The 19,300-nt window shown below is 65.7% G+C and carries 16 protein-coding genes; 7 read left to right on the top strand and 9 right to left on the bottom strand.

Annotated elements, in window-relative coordinates:
- Positions 1–61: 61 nt before the first annotated feature.
- A complete protein-coding gene (locus AC3WK8_RS25635) occupies positions 62–6,442 on the bottom strand; it encodes a non-ribosomal peptide synthetase (protein ID WP_103327083.1) in 6,381 nt (2,126 codons plus the stop codon).
- Between the two features lie 598 nt (positions 6,443–7,040).
- Here AC3WK8_RS25635 and AC3WK8_RS25630 point away from each other — a divergent pair.
- Positions 7,041–7,835 (top strand): helix-turn-helix transcriptional regulator, encoded by a 795-nt coding sequence (locus AC3WK8_RS25630; RefSeq protein ID WP_085599974.1) that lies wholly within the window; start codon positions 7,041–7,043, stop codon positions 7,833–7,835.
- 69 nt (positions 7,836–7,904) lie between these two features.
- Here AC3WK8_RS25630 and AC3WK8_RS25625 read toward each other — a convergent pair whose 3' ends face one another.
- The 4 genes from AC3WK8_RS25625 to AC3WK8_RS25610 form a co-directional block, all read right to left on the bottom strand.
- Positions 7,905–8,630 carry a GNAT family N-acetyltransferase gene (locus tag AC3WK8_RS25625; protein ID WP_103327106.1) on the bottom strand — a complete coding sequence of 242 codons (726 nt, stop codon included), beginning with the start codon at positions 8,628–8,630 and terminating at the stop codon, positions 7,905–7,907.
- 177 nt (positions 8,631–8,807) lie between these two features.
- Positions 8,808–10,028, bottom strand: coding sequence for an MFS transporter (locus AC3WK8_RS25620; RefSeq protein WP_103327085.1), 1,221 nt, complete (start codon positions 10,026–10,028; stop codon positions 8,808–8,810).
- On the bottom strand, positions 10,021–10,374 hold the full coding sequence (locus tag AC3WK8_RS25615) for a hypothetical protein (protein ID WP_103327087.1): 354 nt from the start codon (positions 10,372–10,374) through the stop codon (positions 10,021–10,023). The genes AC3WK8_RS25620 and AC3WK8_RS25615 overlap by 8 nt, the downstream gene beginning before the upstream one ends.
- A gap of 24 nt (positions 10,375–10,398) precedes the next feature.
- Positions 10,399–11,574: an MFS transporter gene (locus AC3WK8_RS25610; RefSeq protein ID WP_103327089.1), complete on the bottom strand. Its 1,176-nt coding sequence runs from the start codon at positions 11,572–11,574 to the stop codon at positions 10,399–10,401.
- A 95-nt stretch (positions 11,575–11,669) separates the two neighbouring features.
- Between AC3WK8_RS25610 and AC3WK8_RS25605 the strand changes: the two genes are divergently transcribed.
- On the top strand, positions 11,670–12,575 hold the full coding sequence (locus tag AC3WK8_RS25605) for a LysR family transcriptional regulator (protein ID WP_103327091.1): 906 nt from the start codon (positions 11,670–11,672) through the stop codon (positions 12,573–12,575).
- Position 12,576: 1 nt separating this feature from the next.
- Here the strand turns inward: AC3WK8_RS25605 and AC3WK8_RS25600 are convergent, their stop codons facing one another.
- Positions 12,577–13,275, bottom strand: coding sequence for a pentapeptide repeat-containing protein (locus AC3WK8_RS25600; RefSeq protein ID WP_103327093.1), 699 nt, complete (start codon positions 13,273–13,275; stop codon positions 12,577–12,579).
- Between the two features lie 157 nt (positions 13,276–13,432).
- Between AC3WK8_RS25600 and AC3WK8_RS25595 the strand changes: the two genes are divergently transcribed.
- On the top strand, positions 13,433–14,089 hold the full coding sequence (locus AC3WK8_RS25595) for an acetyltransferase (protein ID WP_103327095.1): 657 nt from the start codon (positions 13,433–13,435) through the stop codon (positions 14,087–14,089).
- 71 nt (positions 14,090–14,160) lie between these two features.
- On the opposite strand, the gene AC3WK8_RS25590 is transcribed toward AC3WK8_RS25595, so the two are convergent.
- Positions 14,161–14,808 (bottom strand): Qnr family pentapeptide repeat protein, encoded by a 648-nt coding sequence (locus AC3WK8_RS25590; protein WP_103327097.1) that lies wholly within the window; start codon positions 14,806–14,808, stop codon positions 14,161–14,163.
- A gap of 217 nt (positions 14,809–15,025) precedes the next feature.
- On the opposite strand from AC3WK8_RS25590, the gene AC3WK8_RS25585 reads away from it, so the two are divergent.
- The gene (locus AC3WK8_RS25585) at positions 15,026–15,343 is read left to right on the top strand and encodes a hypothetical protein (protein WP_146043307.1); all 318 of its coding nucleotides are present in this window, start codon (positions 15,026–15,028) and stop codon (positions 15,341–15,343) included.
- A 20-nt stretch (positions 15,344–15,363) separates the two neighbouring features.
- Here the strand turns inward: AC3WK8_RS25585 and AC3WK8_RS25580 are convergent, their stop codons facing one another.
- Complete coding sequence (locus AC3WK8_RS25580) at positions 15,364–16,275, bottom strand: LysR family transcriptional regulator (RefSeq protein ID WP_103327100.1); 912 nt, start codon at positions 16,273–16,275, stop codon at positions 15,364–15,366.
- A gap of 143 nt (positions 16,276–16,418) precedes the next feature.
- Here AC3WK8_RS25580 and AC3WK8_RS25575 point away from each other — a divergent pair, with 143 nt between their 5' ends.
- Positions 16,419–17,177 carry an SDR family NAD(P)-dependent oxidoreductase gene (locus AC3WK8_RS25575; RefSeq protein ID WP_103327102.1) on the top strand — a complete coding sequence of 253 codons (759 nt, stop codon included), beginning with the start codon at positions 16,419–16,421 and terminating at the stop codon, positions 17,175–17,177.
- A 243-nt stretch (positions 17,178–17,420) separates the two neighbouring features.
- Here the strand turns inward: AC3WK8_RS25575 and AC3WK8_RS25570 are convergent, their stop codons facing one another.
- Complete coding sequence (locus AC3WK8_RS25570; RefSeq protein ID WP_164485019.1) at positions 17,421–17,597, bottom strand: hypothetical protein; 177 nt, start codon at positions 17,595–17,597, stop codon at positions 17,421–17,423.
- A gap of 39 nt (positions 17,598–17,636) precedes the next feature.
- Between AC3WK8_RS25570 and AC3WK8_RS25565 the strand changes: the two genes are divergently transcribed.
- Positions 17,637–18,182 carry a hypothetical protein gene (locus tag AC3WK8_RS25565; RefSeq protein ID WP_146043308.1) on the top strand — a complete coding sequence of 182 codons (546 nt, stop codon included), beginning with the start codon at positions 17,637–17,639 and terminating at the stop codon, positions 18,180–18,182.
- A gap of 536 nt (positions 18,183–18,718) precedes the next feature.
- The coding region (locus AC3WK8_RS25560; RefSeq protein ID WP_492574086.1) for a flagellar hook-basal body complex protein at positions 18,719–19,300 on the top strand (582 nt) is incomplete at its 3' end.

Raw genomic sequence — 19,300 nt, 5'->3', positions numbered from 1 at the left:
CCCGCCGGCGCGCCGGCATCAGGGCCGGCGCGCCAAGGTCATGACAGAAGGTGCGAAAGGCTCAGAGGCGCCGCTGGCGCTTGAGCTGTGGAATGGTGGTGGCGGGAATGTCCACCTGTTGCAACTGGCTGCGGGTATTGGCCGCCAGCGCGGCCAGGGTCGGCTGGCTGAACAGCAACCGGGCATCGGCATGCAGGCCTTCCTGGCGCATGCGCGCCACCAGGCTGACCGCCAGCAGCGAGTGTCCGCCCAGCTCGAAGAAGTGGTCGTGGCGCCCCACCCGCTCGACCTGCAGCACCTCGGCCCAGAGCCGCGCCAGGGTGGTTTCCAGTTCACCCTCCGGGGCCACGAATTCCCGGGCCAGCACCGCATCGGCCCCGGGCTCGGGCAAGGCCTTGCGATCCAGCTTGCCATTGCCGCTCAGGGGCAAGGCGTCCAGGCGCACGTAGGCCGCCGGCACCATGTAGTCGGGCAGGCGCTCCAGGACATGGGCGCGCAAGGCCTCGATCCCCGGTTCCGTGGCTCCCGGATGCAGGCTGTAGTAGGCCACCAGGCGCTCGCCGCGCAGCAGCACCGCCACCTCGCGCACCGCCGGATGCTCGGCCAGCCGTGCCTCGATTTCCCCCGGTTCCAGGCGCAAGCCGCGCAGCTTGACCTGGAAGTCGTTGCGCCCGAGGAACTCCAGGTTGCCATCCTCGGCATAGCGCACCAGGTCGCCACTGCGGTACAGCCGGTCGCCGGCGACGAAGGGGCTGGCGATGAACCGCTCGGCCTGCAACTGCGCCAGGCCTAGGTAGCCGCGGGCGACCCCGACGCCACCGATGTGCAACTGGCCGCTGACGCCCCGTGGCACTGGCTGGTCGTGGGCATCCAGGACGTACAGCCGGGTGTTGGTGATGGCCCGGCCGATGGGCAGTTGCACCGGCGGAATCGGCGCATCGGGCTCCAGGGTCCAGGCCGTGCTGTCCACCGTGGCCTCGGTAGGCCCGTAGACGTTATGCAGGCGTGCCCGGGGCAGGCGCTGGCGCAGCAACCGGGCGATGGCCTCGGTCAGCTCGCCGCCGCCGCAGAACACGTCGGTCAGGCTCTGGCACTGGCTCGACTCTTCCAGTTGCAGGAACTGCAGCAACATCGCCGGGACGAACTTGATCATCGTCACCTGCTGTTCCACGACCAGATGCGCCAGGTAGTCCGGGTCGCGGTGGCCGCCCGGCCGCGCCAGCAGCAGGCGCATGCCGGTGACCAGGGGCCAGAACAGCTCCCAGACCGAGCCGTCGAAGCTGAACGGGGCCTTTTGCAGCAAGGTGCCGCCCGCAGACTGCGGGCACAGCTGCGAGCCCCAGTGCATCAGGTTGCCCAGGCCACGGTGCTCGACCATCACGCCCTTGGGCGTGCCGGTGGAACCCGAGGTGTAGATCACGTAGGCCAGGTGCGAGACCTCCAGGTCCGGCACCTGCGGGTCGTGCTGCGGCTGGTGCTGCCAGGGGCTGGCGTCGAAGTCCAGCAGCGCCAGGGCCAGGTCCGCCAGCAAGCCGTGGGTCGGCTGGTGCACCAGCACCGCCAGCGGCTGGCTGTCCTGCACCAGGAAGTGCAGGCGCTCGGCCGGGTAGTCCGGGTCCAGGGGCACGTAGGCGCCGCCGGCCTTGAGAATGCCCAGCAGGCCCACCAGCAGCTCGGGACTGCGCTGGACGCAGAGCCCGACTCGCACGTCCGGCCCCACGCCCAGCTCGCGCAGGTGATGGGCCAACTGGTTGGCCTGGCGATTGAGCTCTGCATAACTCAAGCGACGCTCGCCGGCCTGTACCGCGATGGCCTCGGGCGTGCGCCGGACCTGGGCCTCGAACAGCGCATGCAGGGTCAGCTGGCGGGGATAGTCCGACTCGGTGGCGTTGTACGCCGACAGCAACTGCGTGCGCTCCGTCTCGGGCAGGATCGACAGGCTGTGCAGGAATGTCGCCGGCGCCTGCTCCAGGGCCAGCAGCAGGCTTTGCAGCGTGCATTGCAGGTAGTCCAGCAAGCGTTGCGCGCCGATCCGCCGGGGCGCGCGAAGGCCCAGGCGCAAGCCTGGCTCCAGGTCGTCCACCGCCAGCATCAGCGGATAGCTGACCACCTCCTCGCTGGCGAGCAATTGCACCCCGGCCGGCAGGTCCTGCAACAGCGCCTGGGCGTCGGCCTCGACGTTGTGCCGGTAGTTGAGCAAGGCATTGAACAGCGGGGTCGGCGGCGCCACTGCGCTGCAACGCTGGGCCAGGGACAACGGCGCCTGTTCATGGGCCAGGAGCGCGCTGAGACGCTCCTGGACCTGGCGCAGCCCGTCGACGACGTTGAGCCCCACCAGTTCCAGGCGCAGGGGCAAGGTATTGATGAACATGCCCAGGGCCCGGTCCGCCCCGGCACCGGCTTGCAAGCGTCCCAGCAGCACGGTGCCGAACAGCACGTCGTCGCGGCCGCAAGTACGTCCCAGCACCAGGGCCCAGGCCAGGTGGAACAGGCTGGCGGCGCTGACCCCATGGCGCCGGACCTGCTCGCGCAGGCGCTGCTCGAAGCCGGCGTCGAGCAACTGCCCGGCCTCTTCGTGGTCCGCTTGCTCGCCGGGGCGCTCCTTGAGTTCGAAGGCCAGGGTCGGCTCGTCCACCCCGGCCAGGGCCTGGCGGAAGAACGCGGCGTGGCGCTCCTGGTCCAGGCCGGTGCGGGCCACGTATTCGCGGTAGGCGAAAGGCGCGGCCAACTGCTGCTGGCGGCCGTCCATGTGGGCGCCGATTTCCGCCATCAGCACCGCCGTGGAAGTGGCGTCGTTGACCAGGTGATGGAAGCGCAGCAGCGCCAGCCAGCGCCCCTGTGGCCGGTCCTCGGCCCAGGCCAGGGCGAGCATCGGCGCCTGGCGGATATCCAGTGGCCGCTGGCGTGGATCGAAGTGCCGGCGCAATTGCTCGAGCACCGGTTCGCCCGCCACCGGCCGCAGTTCTTCCAGGTTCAGCCGGGCTTCGCGCCAGACCACCTGCACCGCCGGCTCCAGCACTTCCCAGACCAGGCTGGTGCGCAGGATGTCATGGCGCTGGATCACCGCCTGCAAGGCGTTGGCGAAGGCGTCCAGGTCCTCGCGGCGGGCGAAGGCGAACAGCGCATGTTGCTGGTAGGGATCGCGCTGGACCGAGGTCATGTGGTGGTACAGCAGGCCGGCCTGCAAAGGCGCCAGGGGATAGATCTCCTGGACGTTGGCCGCCCCGCCGGGAATCGTCGCCACCACCCGGTCGATGCTGTCCTGGTCCAGATCCACCAGGCTGAGCATGTCCGGGGTGATGCGCTGGCAGCCCGGCGGCACACGGTTGGCCGGGACCTGCAACCCGGCCCCCTGCTCCACCGCGGCGGCGAGGCTGGCCAGGGTCGGTTGGCCGAACAGTACTCGCACGTCGGCCTGCAAGCCTTCCTGATCCATGCGCTGGATCAGTTGCAAGGCCAGCAGCGAATGCCCGCCCAGTTCGAAGAAGTGATCCTGGCGCCCCACCCGCCCGACCTGCAGCACTTCTGCCCAGAGCCGCGCCAGGGTGGTTTCCAGCGGCCCCTGGGGCGCCTCGTATTCGCGACTGATCAAGGCCAGCGGGTCCGGCGCCGGCAGGGCCTTGCGGTCCAGCTTGCCGTTGGCGGTCAGCGGCAAGGCGTCGAGCCGCACATAGGCCATCGGCACCATGTAGTCCGGCAGGCGTTGCAGCAGGTGTTCGCGCAGCTCGCCGATGGGCACCTCGCCGTCGGCACTGAACCAGGCCACCAGTTGGCCGTCGCGGGCCTGGACCACCGCCTCGCGCAGGGCCGGATGGCGACCCAGGCAGGTTTCGATTTCCCCCAGCTCGATGCGCAGGCCGCGGATCTTCACCTGGTCGTCGTTGCGCCCCAGGTACTCCAGGGTGCCGTCGTGGCGCCAGCACGCCAGGTCGCCGGTGCGATACATGCGTGCCCCCGGCACTTCGCTGAACGGGTCGTCGAGGAAGCGCTCCGCAGTCAACTCGGGACGCTTGAGGTAACCCCGGGCCACTGCGGCGCCGCCGACGTACAGCTCGCCGGGAATGCCGATGGGCAGGGGCCGCTGCTGCTCGTCCAGCAGATAGATGCGGGTGTTGGCGATCGGCCGGCCGATGTGCAGTGCCCCGCCCGGCTCGATGACCCCGGAAGTGGCCACCACCGTGGCTTCGGTGGGGCCGTAGTTGTTGACCAGGGTAAAGCCCTGGGCCGCGGGTGGCTGGCGCAGGCGGTCGCCGCCCACCAGCAGGGTCTTGAGGTGCGGATGGCCGGTGTGGCGGCTGAAGGCGTACTCGGCCACCGGGGTCGGCAAAAAACTCACGTCCAGGGGCTGGGCGTGCCACCAGGCGAGCAGGCGATCCAGGTCCTCGGGACCATCGCTGACCGGCGCCAGGTGCAGGGTCGCCCCGGCGCACAGGGTCGGCCAGATTTCCCAGGCCATGGCGTCGAAACCGAAACCGGCCAGGCACGAGCTATGGCGGCCCGGGCCCAGGTCGAACGCCTGGCAATGCCAGTCCACCAGGCCGGACAAGCTCTGGTGCTCCACCTGCACGCCCTTGGGCAAGCCGGTGGAGCCCGAGGTGTAGATCACATAAGCCAGGTGTCGTGGCGTCAGCCCCGGCACTTGCGGGTTGGCAACGGTCCCCGGTTGCCACTGCTGGCTATCCAGTTCCACCACTGGCATCGACAACGCCGGCAGGCGCTGGCGCAGGTCCTGCTGGACCAGCACCGCCACCGGAGCGCAGTCCTCCAGCAGGTAGGCCAGGCGCTCGGCCGGGTGCGCCGGATCGATGGGCACGTAGCCGGCGCCGGCCTTGAGGATCGCCAGCAAGCCCACCAGGGTTTGCGGGCTGCGCCGGGCCACGATGGCCACCCGCTCATCCGGGCCGGCGCCCAGGGCCTGCAGGTGCCGGGCCAGGGTGTTGGCCTGCTGGTTGAGCTGGGCATAGCTGAGCTGCTGGCCCTGGGCGATAAGGGCGATGGCATCCGGGGTGCGCTCGGCCCAGGCCTCGATCCGCCCATGGATGCGCTGCTCGGCGGCGTTCGCCTGGCCGGTGGCATTCCATTGCTCCAGGCGGGCGCGATCGGCGTCGGTGAGCAACGAGAAGCGCTGCATCGGCAAACCTGTGTCCTCCAGCCCTTGCTCCAGGACGTGCAGCAAGTGCCCGGCCATGGCCTGGATCTCCTCGGCCTGGAAATACCGGCGGTCATAGACGTAGTGCATCCAGGCACTGTCCTCGAAGCTGTTGCTGCGCAGGTGGATGGCCAGGGGTTCCGGCTCGTGGCGGTTGGAAACCTTGACCGACGAGGCGCTGGCCTCGCCGTAGCGGTAATCCAGGTTCTCCACCTCGTAGGACAGCGACAACTCGAACAGCTGGGTGCGGTCCTCGCGCAGCAGGCCGAGGGCACGATTGAGCTCGCTCAAGGGGAAGCGCTGGTGGCGAAAATCCTGTTTCAACCTGTCGCGCACCGCCATCACCAGGGCTTCGAAGGTCAGGTCCGGGGCGAAGTCCATGCGCACCGCGCTGACCTGGGTGAAGGAGCCGAGGGTGGCCTTGAAGGCGGCGTTGGGCCGGTTCAGCACCGGCATGCCCAGGACCCAGTCACGGCGCTGGTCGACCCGGGTGAAATACACATGCAGTGCGGCCAGCAGTACATGGAAAGCCGAGCCGCCAAGCTGCTTGCCCAGGGCCTTCATCCGTTCGTGCAACACTGCGGGGAAAGCCTGTACCAGCGCCCCGCCGGGGGTCTCGTCGGTGACGCTGGGGCGATAGCGCGGGCGCAGCAACGGTTCCGGCACACTGTGGTAACTGGCCAGCCAGTAGTCGCGGTCGCGCTGGTAACGGGCGGACTGGTGGTAGCGGCCATCGTCCTCGACGAAGTCGCTGAAGGATGGCGCCTCGGCTGCCGGCTGCTCACCCTGCAGCAGGGCGCCGTAGACCTCGCCCAGGGCCTGGGACAACTGGGCGAAGCCCCAGCCATCGAGGATCAGGTGATGGGCCTCGGCCTGCATCAGGTGATGCTCGGGGCCCAGGCGAAACAACGAGAAACGGCACAGCCGCTGGCCTTCGAGGGCGAACGGCTGCTGCATCTGCCCTTGAATCTGCATTCGGGCGGCGGCCAGCGGATCGGCGGCATCGGACAGGTCGTGGAGCGCCAGCTGCACCGGCCAATGGCGGTCGAAATACTGCAGCGGCAGGCCATCCTGGCTGCCCTCGCGGGACAGCACGGTGCGCAGCACGTCGTGCCGGGCCACCACCAGTTCCACGGTGCGCTGCATCAACTCGGGACGGAACGGGCCGCGCAACTCGGCATAACCGCCGATGTTGTACAAGGGCGAGTCGCCGCGGCTGAGCTGGTCGAGCCAGATATCCCGCTGCCCGGCGGTCAACGGCAGGCCCGGGGCCTGTAGCGGACCGGCGTTCATGACTGCTTCCGGGGCAGGCATCCGGCCTGCGGCGAGCGACGGATGGCGACGGCAGCGTCGCCCACGGCAATGGCAGAAAAACGCGTCATAAGATCCTTCTCATGTGATGGCCAAGGCACCGGCGAACGAAATTTAAGCATCGGCCCCCTGGGCTGTATGTCACCCCAAACCCGGACAGTCCGCCGGGCTGCCGGCCGCCTGGGACGCGGCTCTGGCGGGTATCGGAGGGGTTGGCGATGGTTTGCGGATCGGCTGAATTAGCTGTAGGAAATTGACCATCTGTACCTGAGGTTCCTGACTCGTCAGTCCAGTCCCGAACTCTTTGCGAAGCCTGTCGCCAAAGTCCGTTGCAACTCACTGCGGCCCCGTGCCCACGGGCTTGCCGCGCACTGGCCGAGGCCCGGCGCAGGGGGCTTGGCGAGCCCGGCCCGGGGTTTTGTGTCCCGGTTTCCCCCTACAGACGCGAAGCAAATGCTTAGGCTTAAATCAGACGCATCTGACCGGATCGGGTTCATGGAGGACCTGCTGCGGTGCGCCGTCGCAATAAAGGTTTCAAGGCTTCGATCAGCGATTTGCCTTGATCAAGGATGATAGGGATATGAGTCTGACCAGCAGTATCGCCAACCTGGAAACACCGAATTTCTACTTGGAACTGGGGCAGTTGATCTCCAACACCGGCCAGGGCCAGTTCGCCGCGAACATGCTCGAACTGGTGAACAAACTGGTGCCGGCCGATCACCTGGTGCTCAGTGAATGGACCCTCGACGAGCGCCAGACCCGCGCCGAGGAAATCACCTTGCTGGGACGTGCCGGACAGCCGGAACAACTGCCGGAAGCCGCCCGGCGCCAAGAACCGCTGCTGCACAAAATGCTGGAAATGGATGATTCGCTGCTGATCCAGATCAACGCCCAGGTCCATGGCCGGCAAGCACGCAATACCCCGCACCAGTGCCATCTGGTGTCGCGCAAGGCCAACCGCCGCTGCGTGATCGCGCTCTACCGCGAATCGACCCAGGGTGGGTTTTCCCTGTCCGAGCTGTCGTTCCTCAAGAGCCTGTCCTCGACCCTGCTGCCGCTGCTGGAACGCCATGCGCAGATGCATCGCCAGCAAGCCCTGAAGAACCTGCGCAGCTGGACCAGCCGCCCCCGGGACAACCAGGAGCAGTCACCATTGCAGCGCGAGTTCGACGAACGCCTGTCACTGGGCGATATCACCCTCTCGGCCCGGGAAAAAGAAGTCTGCCTGGGGCTGCTCACCGGCGGCACCGTACCGGAGATGGCCCAGCGCCTGAGCGTGAAGAACAGCTCCATCGAGACCTACCTCAAGCGCGCCGCCGCCAAGCTCGGGGTCAGTGGCCGCCACGGCCTGGCCAAGTGGATGGTAGGCGCCTGAACCGGTACGGCCCGGACTCCCGGGAAGATATCCCAGGCCCGGGCCACACCCGCCTGCACCGCTAAGCCGTCAGATCTCGCAATCGGGGTGGATCACCCGCCACTGGCCGAACAGCTCCAGCCCCGCCGCCCGAGCCAGCGCCACCGAGGCCAGGTTGTCGACCTGGCAGCGGTACTGCGGCTCCTGGCCCTGCTCCAGGGCATGCCGACAGATCGCCCGCACCAACCTTCGGGCATGGCCCCGGCCGCGAAACGCCTCCAGGGTCAGCACGCCCAGATCGGCGAGCGGCGACCCGTCCCAGGCATACATGCTCGCGGCCGCCACCAGCCGGTCCTGCTCGAAAGCGCCGAACACCGCCCAGTGATCCAGTTCGACATAGGCATTGTCCAGGTCCTCTGCGCTGGCGCTGGACTGGAAGCGGGCGAACCGCTGCTCGTCCGCCGCCGACAATGCCCGGGTATCGAGCAGGGCCGTATCGCGCAACAGCTCGGCGTGACGTTGCCGGGGGTAATAGAACACATGGTCGGCGCCGTTGAGGCGGATACCGGCCTGCTCCAGGCGCGCCAGGAAGGCGGCCTCGGTATCCACCGGTCCCTCGGCCAGGCCGAGGATCTGCGCCAAGCCCGGGGTCAACACTGCCTGGCTGCCGCCGGGAGTGCGCAGCAGCATCAGGCGCGATTGGTCTTCCAGCCCGGGGTCGACCCGCACGCTGAAGCCGCCGTCCTCCCGCAAGCCTTCGAGGGCACTCAAGCTGGATTGCCAGTAGTGGTAAATGCTCGTTGCAAACAGGCTCATCAGGGCATCCATCGAGATTGTCGTTGCGTGACCACGCACCTCCCCTGGCTGGTGGCCTGCGAGTGCCCAGGCTAGCGCGGTGCTGTTCCGGCAGCTGTAAATCTATGTGAAAAACAGTGCAGGAGCACCACGCCAGCAGCGCCATGCCCTGGTCTCTTTCCATCCTCGAGCCTTCGTTCATGGCGTGCCAGCTTCAGCTGGCAGCCCGCGCTGCACCTGCCAGGACAGGGGCAACGTCAGCAGCAGGAGCGCCGCCAGGACCATCACCGCCGGCGCCACGCCGGCGACATCGCTGAGCAGTCCGGCCAGCATCGGGGCCAACGCGCCGCCGCCGATGGTGCCGGTGTAGAACAGCGAGAATGCCTGCTCGCGCTTGCCGGCCCCTGCCAGGTCCGGCACTGCGCCATACAGCACCGACGAGGTGCCGTTGAGCACCAGGCCCAGCAGCGGCAGCGTCACCATCAGGGCGCCATAGGGCAGGAACACCGCCAGGACGATCAGGCACGCCGTGCTGGATTCGGTCAGCCAGACGGTCTTCATCATGCCGATGCGTGCCCCCAGGTAACCGCAGAACAGCTTGCCGAACGCGCCGCCGATGAACAGCAGGGTCAGGGCCAGGCCGATTCCGGCGCTGCCGGCGCCCTTGGCCTTGAGCAGGAACGGCAGGAAGGTCAAGAAGCCCATGCGCACCGCGCTGTCCAGGGTGCCGGTGACGATCAGCGCCCACAGGCCACCGGCCGAACCCTGGCCGCTGAGGATCCTGGGCGCCTTGTCGCGCAGCGCCGAAGTGCTGGCCCGGGACGGGAGCAACCACCACAGCAGCAACGCCGCGGCCAACCCCAGCAGGCCCACCAGGGTCACGCTGGCGCGCCAGCTGACCAGCGCCAGCAACAGGCCCACCACGCCGGGGACCAGGGTCTTGCCGATATCGCCGGCGAAGTTGTATTGCGCCAGGGCCTCCTTGACCCCGCCACCAGCCTCATGGGTATCGGTAATCAGCGAGGAGGCCAGCGGGTGCTGGGTACTGGCCCCCAGGCCGCCCAGCAACAGCGCCAGGAACAGCACGCCCAGGCCAGTCGCCTGCCCGGCCAGCAAATAGGCCAGGCCGGCCAGCGCGGTTCCTCCCACCAGCAGGCGCTCGCGCCCCCAGCGCCCGGCCGCGCGACTGGCCAGCAGTTGGACGCCGGCCATCATCCCGGCATAGACCCCGCGCAAGAGGCCGACCTGGGCATAGCTCATGGCGAACTGGGCCTGCCACACCGGCAGCAGGACATAGATCACATCGGTCAGGCCATCGTGCACGGCATGGGCGCTGCAACCGGCCAGCAGCGAGCGGCGCCGCACCTGGGTGGCGCTGGCGGAGGCTACAGCGGGAATCGCGGGGTTCTGGTCATTCATGGGGGTGGCCGGATGGGTTGGGGGAAGAATCGGCGGGCAGTACCCGGGCGCAAGCGAGCATGGCCCGGGAACGGCGCTGCAAGTACTGGGCGAACAGGTTGCGGGCGGCGGGCTCGTCGGGGGCGATGGTCATGGCCTCGGTGCAGGCGTCTACGGCTGCCAGCCTCGGTCCCGGGTATTGGACCAGTTTCAAGAAGGCATCCTCGATGGCCAGCAGGTCGCACCGCTGGCTCCAGAATGCCTCGAACAGCGCATGCTTCCAGGCACTGGCGGGCATGTCGTTGAGCAGCGGTTCGACGAACTTCAACAATTGGCTCTGGCGCAGCGGCAGATCGCTCAGGCTCATCTCAGGTAGTCCCTTGGGGCTGCATCAGCCGGCCAGTTGCTGGCGTGGCCGCGGCGCGCGCCAACCGTGCCAACCGACCAGCAGGGCCAGCACCTGGAACACCAGGATCAACGCCACGCAGCCCGGCCAGCCCCAGCGGTTCCAGAGTACTGCCGGCAGCACGGCGCCAGCGCTGCCGCCCAAGTAGTAGCAGGTCAGGTACAGCCCCACCGCCCTGGCCTTGTTCGGCCCGGCGCTGGCACTGATGAAGGCATTGGCCGCCGCCTGGGCCAGGAACACTCCGGTGGAGCTCAGGGCCAGGCCCAGCACCATCAGCCACAATGACGACAACAGGCTCAGGGCCGAGCCGCAGACACCCAGCGATGCCGCCACCAGCAACAGTTCGGCCTGGGGCCGGGACTTGCTCAGGCGCCCGGCGAGCGGGATCACCACCAGCGCCAGCAGGAACACGCCATAGAGCGCTCCCAGGGCCGCCGGGCCCAATTCGAATGGCGGCTGGCCAAGGTAGAGCCCGGCGTAGGTGAAGGTGGCGACTTGCGCGAACAGCACGCAGAACCCCACGGCGTAGGACGCCAGCAAGGGCTTGCCGCAGAGTTGACGCCAACTGCCACGACGCTCGGCAAGATGGCGCTCGGCCGCCGGCGGATTGGCCGGCAACAGCCAGTGGATGGCCAGGCCGAGCAGCAGGCTCAGGAGCGCCAGCAGCGCGAAGGCCTCGCGCCAGCCCAGGTACTGGGTCGCGACACCGGTGACGAAGCGCCCGGCGAACCCACCGAGCACGGTGCCGGCCACATACAGGCTGGTGACCTCGGTGATCATGCCGCCGCGCCAGCGGTCGCCGATGTAGGCAACGCTGGTGGCGAAGACCAGGGGAATCAGCAGGCCTTCGACAAAACGCCACAGCAGCAACTGGGCCAGGTTGCCAGCGCAGGCCACCAGCACAGCCGGCAGCGCCAGGGCCAGCGCCGCCAGCACTATCACCCGGCGTTGATCCCAGGCACTGCTCAGGCGGCTGGTCAATGGCGCCCCGAGAGCCACCGCCAGGGTGGTGACGGTGATGCTCCAGCCCGCTTCCCTGGCGCTCACGGCAAAATCCGCGGCGAATACCGGGAGGATGCCCTGGGTCGCATACAGGTTGAGGAAGGCGGCGCAGCCACATAGAAACAGGGCCAGGCGGGCACGGTGTGCAAACAGGGACATGAAACCTCTCGTTTTGTGGCGAAAGGCTTTTATAAAATACGTCGCTGGACCAGGACCAATACCGATTTCCGACCGATCAATACCCAGGGAACAGGATGCTCGATCTACGCAGGCTGCGTTACTTTCTGACCGTCGCCGAAGAACTGCACTTCGGCCGCGCCGCGTTGCGCCTGCACCTGGCGCAACCTCCTCTGACCCGACAGATCTCGGCGCTGGAGAGCGAGCTGGGGTTTCGCTTGTTCGATCGCACCAGCCGCAGCGTGACCCTCACGGCCCAGGGCCAGCATTTTTTACCCTATGCCCGGGCGGTGCTGGAGCAAATGGAACTGGCCGAGGCCATGGCCGCCAAGCTGGCCGCCGGCAGCGCCGGGCAACTGGCCCTGGGATATGCCAGCTCGATCGCCTTGTCGGAGTTGTTCAGCGAGGCGATCCAGGCCTTCGCCCAGCGCTTTCCCGAGGTGCAGTTGACACTGGTGGAAGGCGCCTCGGCCAGCCAGTGGGCGCAGATCGTCGATGGGCGGATCGACATCGGCCTGAGCCGGATGCAGCCGCCGGACGAGTTGGCCGAGATCCACACCCTGTCCCTGGGGGACGAGCCGCTGGTGGCGGCGCTGGCCAGTGACAGCCCGTTGGCGGCCCAGGCCGAGGTGACCCTGGCCGAACTCAGCGAGTCGCCGCTGATCCTGTTTCCGGCTGGCTATGGCTCTGGGCTCAATGAAGCCATCGAACAGCTGTACCGTCGCAACGACCTGTCCCTGCGGCCGGGGCCCAGCGGGCGCCAGATCACCTCGATCATCGCCCTGGTCGCCGCCGGCCAGGGTATCGCCCTGGTGCCCAGTTGCACCCGGACCCTGGCAAAAAAAGGCGTGAGCTACCGGCCGGTGGTGGACCTGGGCGCCACCGCTCCGTTGCTGGTACTGACCCACAGCCAGAAGCGCAGCCCCCTGGCGCAGGCCTTCATCGGCGTACTGGAAAACCTGCACCAGGCCCGACAGGACTGATTCAGAGGACCGTCAGGCCCAGGCCGGCCAGGAGCATGCCGGCCTGGCTACGGGAGATAATTGCGCCCTTGAACAGCTTCGCATCCACCAGTCGCAGGCCCTGTAGGCTGGCTTCACGCAGGTCGGCGTCGTCGAAACGGGCATTGTTCACCCGGGCCAGGGACAGGCTGCCCCCCTCGATGAACACTGCCTTGCGAAAGTCGCAATAGGTCAGGTCCGCTTCGCTGAAATCGATGCGATACAGCTGCGCCTTGTAGAACGAGATACCGGACAGCATGGCGCTGTTGAGCAGGCAGTCGGAGAAGCCCAGGCCCAGGGCCGAGACATCGGCGAAGTTGGCGCCGGTGAGCTTGCAGGCTTCGAACTGCACATGGGCGACCTTGCTGCGTTGCCACAGGGTGTTGTTCAGGTCGCAGCGTTCGAAGCGGGCATCGGTGAGCACCGCCGAGCGCAGTGTCGCCTGGCCGGCCCGGCAACTGGTCCAGCGGCTGTTGGCCAGGTTGGCGGCGGTGAGGTTGGTAGCACTGAAGCTGCAGCGTTCGAAATGGGCACCGGCCAGGTTGCTGCGCGACAGGTCCTGGCCGCTCAGGTCCAGGCCCACGCCACGCACGGGCAGTGGCTGGCTGGCGGCCAGTTGCGCCAGGGAGCGCTCCTGCAGATCCTCGGGGGTGATTTCGAAGTAGCCGTCTTGCGCCTGCATGCCCTCTCCTGAGCCTGGGATTGAAGGTGGGCATCTTCTGGATAGCGGACCGGCAGGTCAAGGTTGGCCTCGCTCCCGGCCCTTCGAATGGCGTGCGAGGCGCGGCAATTGAGTTAGGCTTGGCGCCTGCCCGCCCCCGGAAACGAGGAGATGCACTATGGATGTCTACGCGATTTGTGGCGCCGGCGGCTTCGGTCGCGAAGTGATGCCGTTGGCCGCCCAGCAGTTGCACAAGACGCAGTGCTGGCAAACGACACGGCTGGTGTTCGTCGATGAACAACTGGCCGGTACCTGCCTCAATGGCTTCAGCGTGCTGGGACTCGAGGAGTTCCTGGCCCTGGATGCCACCAGGCACTTCAACATCACCATCGCCAACAGCCATATCCGCGAAGAGCTGGCCGCGCGGATGGCCAGCGCCGGGGCCCGGCCCTTCTCCATCATGGCGGCCAATGCACTGGACCTGGCGTGCAACGAGATCGGCGAGGGCGCGGTGCTGTGCCCATTTGCCGTGGTGACGGCCAATGCGCGAATCGGCCGGTTCTTCCACGCCAATCTCTACAGCTACGTCGCCCATGACTGCATCATCGGCGACTTCGTCACCTTCGCGCCCAACGTGCATTGCAATGGGGCGGTGGTGATCGAGGACCACGCCTACCTCGGCGCCGGCGCCATCATCAAGCAAGGCACGCCCCAGCGGCCCATCGTCATCGGCCGGGGCGCCGTGGTGGGCATGGGAGCGGTGGTGACCCGCAGCGTGGCGCCCGGCACCACGGTCTGCGGCAACCCTGCTCGCCCTCTGCACAAGGAACCCTGACACGGCCGGGGCAGCGCCGGGGGCAATGAAAAACCCGCCGTAGCGGGTTCCGGTTACCTCGTTGTACCGGGCTAGCCGATCACGTTGATCCCCAGGCGCGCGGCAAGGTGGCTCATCTGGTCGCGGTCGAGCTTGACTCCGTCCAGGTTGACCAGCCGGATATCCAGGTCGCCCAACTGCGAGTTGGTCAGGTCGCAGCCGGTGAAATCGGCGGATCGCCAATCCAGGAGGCTGAACTCGCCACCGGACAAGTCCGACCCGGCAAAACTGGCGCCGGTGACATTGGCGCCGGTCCAGCGGTTGTCCCACAGCTCGCACTTCTCGAGATTGACCTTGGAGAAGTTGGCGTAGGCCAGGTTGCTCTTGTTGATGTAGGCATTGCAGAACCAGGACTTGCTGGAAATCACGTTCATGAAGCTGGCGCTGCTGAAGTCGGCCCCCTGGGCCTTGCACTCGGTGATCTCCAGCCCCAGGGCGCTGGCGAAGTTGAATACGCAGACCGTCAGGTCACAGCGCTTGAACGAGGCGCCCTTGAGCTTGGCACTGCGAAAGTTGCAGCCGACCTGGCGCTCGGGATCGTAGAAACTGCAATCGATGAACTGGGTTTCCGACAGGTCGACCCGGGAAAAATCGCAATCCAGAAAGGTCATACCCGTGACCACCTGACCGGTAAACTCCTCCACGCCAATGCGCTTGTTCTCAAAAACTTGGGATTCCATGGCGCTTTCCTACACAATCCGCGACCGATAACGCGACAAACCTAGCATCCCGGGCAGCACCATTTGAAGCCTTTGTGTCTCAAGTCGTAACCACCTTGGAAGCACAATCCCAGCGTGCCGGGCTCATGCGCCACGTCCAGTTGCAACCCCGCTATCGCTTGTGGCGCACGACTCGCCCCAGTCTCAGGAGACAGGAAGTCACTCTATGGAACAAATCATGAAGCACCTTGTGGTCCAGGGTGCGGTGCTGTTCATGTTCCTTTCGATCATGTGGCACATGAACAACATCCGTCGCTGGGAGACCACTACCCGGCAGGATTTCGAACAAGCGCTGAAACGCCTGAACATCGAGGATTATCAATTACTGGTGGAGCGCAGCGTCACCCCGGGCTCGAGACGCCAGGGCAATATCTACCGCATCCTGCATGACCAGGCCGAGAACTACTTTTTCTACCAGCGCATCGGCAATGACCAGGGTGTACTCAAGCCGCTCACCAAGGAGCGAGCCCTGCTGGCGGCGAAGATGAATAGCTGAGCCAGGTTCCATAAAACAGTTCATGAGGCACCCGGACGTGGCACCCCGGCTGCCGGGGGAAATTGTTCGACCAGGAACTCCACAAAGCTGCGCAGCCTGGCCGAGTGAAAGCGATCCGGCAGGTATACCGCGTGCACTGGGCGGTCCGGCAGGCTCTGCTCGGGAAACAGCTGCACCAGGTGGCCCGCCTGGACATCCGCCTGCAACAAGAGCGCGGGTTGCAGGACGATCCCCAGGCCATGCAGGGCGGCGACGCGCAGTGCCTGGCCGTTGTTGACCTGCAGCCGCGCCGATGGCGCCCGGTGGGCCAGTTCTTCCCGAGCGTCGGGCCAGTCGTTCAATGCTGTCGGACTGAACGACAGGCATTCGTGATGCAGCAAGTCCTCCATTCTTCGCGGCATACCCCGACGCGCCAGATAGCCCGGGGAGGCGCACATCATCAGCCGGTAGGGAGCCAGTGGCCTGGCCACCAGCGGCGCATCCTCCGGCAGCGCGCCAATGCGAATGGCCACCTCGAAGCCCTCCTCCGCCAGGTCCGTGACCCGATCGCAGAGAACCACCTCGAGCCGGACCTCGGGATAACGGTCCATGTAGCTCGACAAGACCGGCATCAGCGCGTCTGTTCCGAAGGTTACCGGCGCCGTGATCCGCAGCTTGCCGACGGGCGCCAGATGCTGGTGCTGGGCTTGCTCGTCGGTCTCGGTCACCAACCGCAGGATTTCCTTGCAGCGCAGATAGTAGTCCTCACCGAAGCTCGTCAGATGCTGGCGCCGCGTCGTCCGCTTGAGCAGTTGCATGGCCAGGCGTGTCTCGAGGGAGCGCAGGTGCTTGCCAGCCATGGCCGCGGAGATACCCAGGGTAACGGCGGCGGCACTCAGGCTGCCCTTCTCTACCGTCAGGACGTACACCCGCATGCTGTCCAACAAATCCATTCGATACTCCTGGTTCCAAGTTATGCAACTGGATGCAAGTTTATCTACTTGGGGTAATCAATAAACTCTCCGCAAGCGCTCAGTCATTCAGATAGAGGCCACCCGGCCCCAGAAGCGGCTGGAAGCTCTCATAGGAGAAGATCATGGAATTGAATCTGGCAGGCCGTACGGCCCTGATTTCTGGAGCCAGCAGCGGCATCGGGGCTGGCGTTGCCCGGGTGCTCGCCCAGGAGGGAGTGCGCATCGCCATCACCGCGCGCCAGCCTGATAGATTGCAAGAGGTTGCAGCACACATCGAAGCCGCCGGGGCTAGCGCGCCGATTGTCATCAGCGCAGATGTGACGAATGCAAGCGATGTTGCCCATATCGCTGCCGAAGCCGCCAGGGCCTTGGGTGGCATCGATATCCTGGTCAATTGCGCTGGCGGCGCCCGCCCCACCGGGCTCTATGCTTGCGATGACGACTGGGAGGAAGCCTTCGCCCTCAACTTCTCAGCGGCGCGACGACTGACCCAGGCGGTATTGCCAACAATGCATGCACGCCAGTGGGGCCGCATCATCAACCTCAGCGGCTCGATGGAGCCTCGATCGCTGAACGCCGCTAGCGCCGCCAAAGGTGCGCTGCATCTCTGGGCCAAGGGATTGTCATGCGAGGTAGCCTGCGCGGGCATCACGGTCAACTGCATCGCCCCCGGCCGGATCAACAGCGCCCAGGTGCTGGAAAGGTTGCACCCAACGCAAGAGAGCCGGCAGGCATTCATCGCCCGTCATATCCCCATCGGTTACTTCGGCGAACCGCAAGATGTTGGCCAGCTGGTCGCATTCCTCGCCTCGCCCCTGGCTCGCTATATCACCGGGGCGGTGATTCCCGTCGATGGCGGCATGCACTTCCATGCCCATTGAGTGGCGTCTGGGACCGATAACTGCGCACGCCCATCAGGGGCAAAGGCCTGGAGAGCCTGGCTCGAACCAGGCCCTGCAAGCTGTGCATCTACTCCGGTTTGGCTCGCGAAGTGGCCCGTGCTAGATGGGGCGGGCCGTTATCAAGGAGAGGACCCGGGATGTGAATGGCAAGCCGGCGCTCGATGCTACGTGGCAATCCCAAGGGGTTGATCCAGGAGGGCCGCAATAACCCAAGCCCTCTTGCTACCCAGCACAGGATCTTGCGCGCCTGGCCAGGTAGTAAGCGATACCCAGGGCGAACAGGGCTGGCGCTACATTGTCGAGGTCAGTGACACCGCCCGCCAGGTGCCGCCCCGCCTGCACGACCATGGCGCCAGCACCGACGTACAGGATCACTACCTTAAAACGCTTCCACTTCATCGGGTCCTCCCACTTTGGGAGCGAACCTACCAGAGAGGCATGGTCTTTCCAAACGAGCAACTGGATTGTCACCCGCGCAGCGATGGCGCAGGCCTGGAGCAAAATCATGAGCAAACCTGCGCCGCCATTTCATCAATGCATTCCAACGAGCTAGTGCATGGACATTCGCAGCGCCGACGAGCTGGGTATAATTCGCCGATTTTTCGAGGCATCAGTCCCATGCACGGACGCTTGTATCTCTGCGCGCTATTCATCGCCGCCCCAACCCTGGCTGCGCAGCCATCCCCTTACAACTACGACCGGGCCCCAACGGACGGCTACATGTACGCCGTTAGATATCAGCAAGCCAAGCTGGCTTGTAAAGCGCTGCCCGAAGACCTCGAAACTGACTACGCCAAGGCGATGCAATTGGCCAAGGCGGCCAGTCCTGAGTTTGAAAAGACCTATGCGAAAGGTCTTTCAGCTACCCCTCGCTGGCATAGACCTACAACTACTGAAGAGCAGGAAGCACAGTGCAATGAAGCTCAAGTTGCACTTCGAGTGACAGTCAAACTCGCTCGCCAGTGGTTTCCAGGGGGCTGGTGACAGCCCGCCACTGGCGAAGGTCGTCGAACTTTGGGCAAACCTGGTGAACCCAGTCATCTGACGCTCTTCAGGATCAGGCTGGCGTAGTTGGCCTCCCGCGGCGGCATTGCCGGGCTGATCCTTTTGCAAACCAGAAACCATCCTTGGCCTGGATGACCAACTAGCCCCCAAATGCTCAACGTGGCCTCGCGTCAGGAGCCGCTCCGCCCCATCAAACGAACCGAAAGGCAGCGGGTTGTTCTCACCGGACTGCAGCTTGCTATTACCCGGACGAGCGCGGCAATGCCATTGCCACTTTGTAAAGAATGCGCGGAAAACCATTGCCGCTTTTCTGCATTTGCCACATCCCCCTTTCGGGGAGGCCTTGATTTATGGAGCTCTCAGGCTTGGCACACAGGTTGCTAAGCCTCAGCCAGCGAAGAGTCTGGTCTCCTCGAGCTTCCCGACTCAAGCGTCAGCATCGATAGAGCCCCGGTATCCAAGAACTGAACCGTGACGATCAATCGCTGCTGTAACCGACACACAAGGAGTGGAACATGTCTTTCAATATCGGCCTTAGCGGTCTCTACGCTGCCAACAAGCAACTGGACGTGACCGGCAACAACATCGCCAACGTCGCCACCACCGGCTTCAAGTCTTCCCGTGCGGAATTCGCCGACGTTTACTCGGCCACCAAGCTGGGCAGCGGTACCCAGGTAGTGGGCAACGGCGTGCGCCTGGCCAACGTGTCCCAGCAGTTCACCAACGGTGATATCAACAACACCGGCAACGTGCTGGACATGGGGATCCAGGGCCAGGGTTTCTTCGTGCTGAGCACCAATGGCTCGCTGAGCTACACCCGCGCCGGCGCCTTCAAGGCCGACAAGGAAGGCTACATCACCACCAGCGACGGCACTGCCCGCCTGCAAGGCTATGCCGTGGATGCCAACGGCAAGATCATCAATGGCGTGTTGACCGACCTGCGGATCGATACTTCGAACCTGGCGCCAAAGCCGACCAGTTCGATCTCCTCGACCATCAACCTGAACTCCAGCGAAAAAACGATCAACGTCAACCCAACGGCCCCGGCCCCGGCGTATGTGTTCGATCCGACCAAGAGCGAGACCTACAGCAAGCAG

It is taken from the genome of Pseudomonas sp. FW507-12TSA (genome assembly GCF_058781435.1).
The sequence above is the reverse complement of the archived record's forward strand: the minus strand, read 5'-3'. Positions and strand labels throughout refer to the sequence as shown.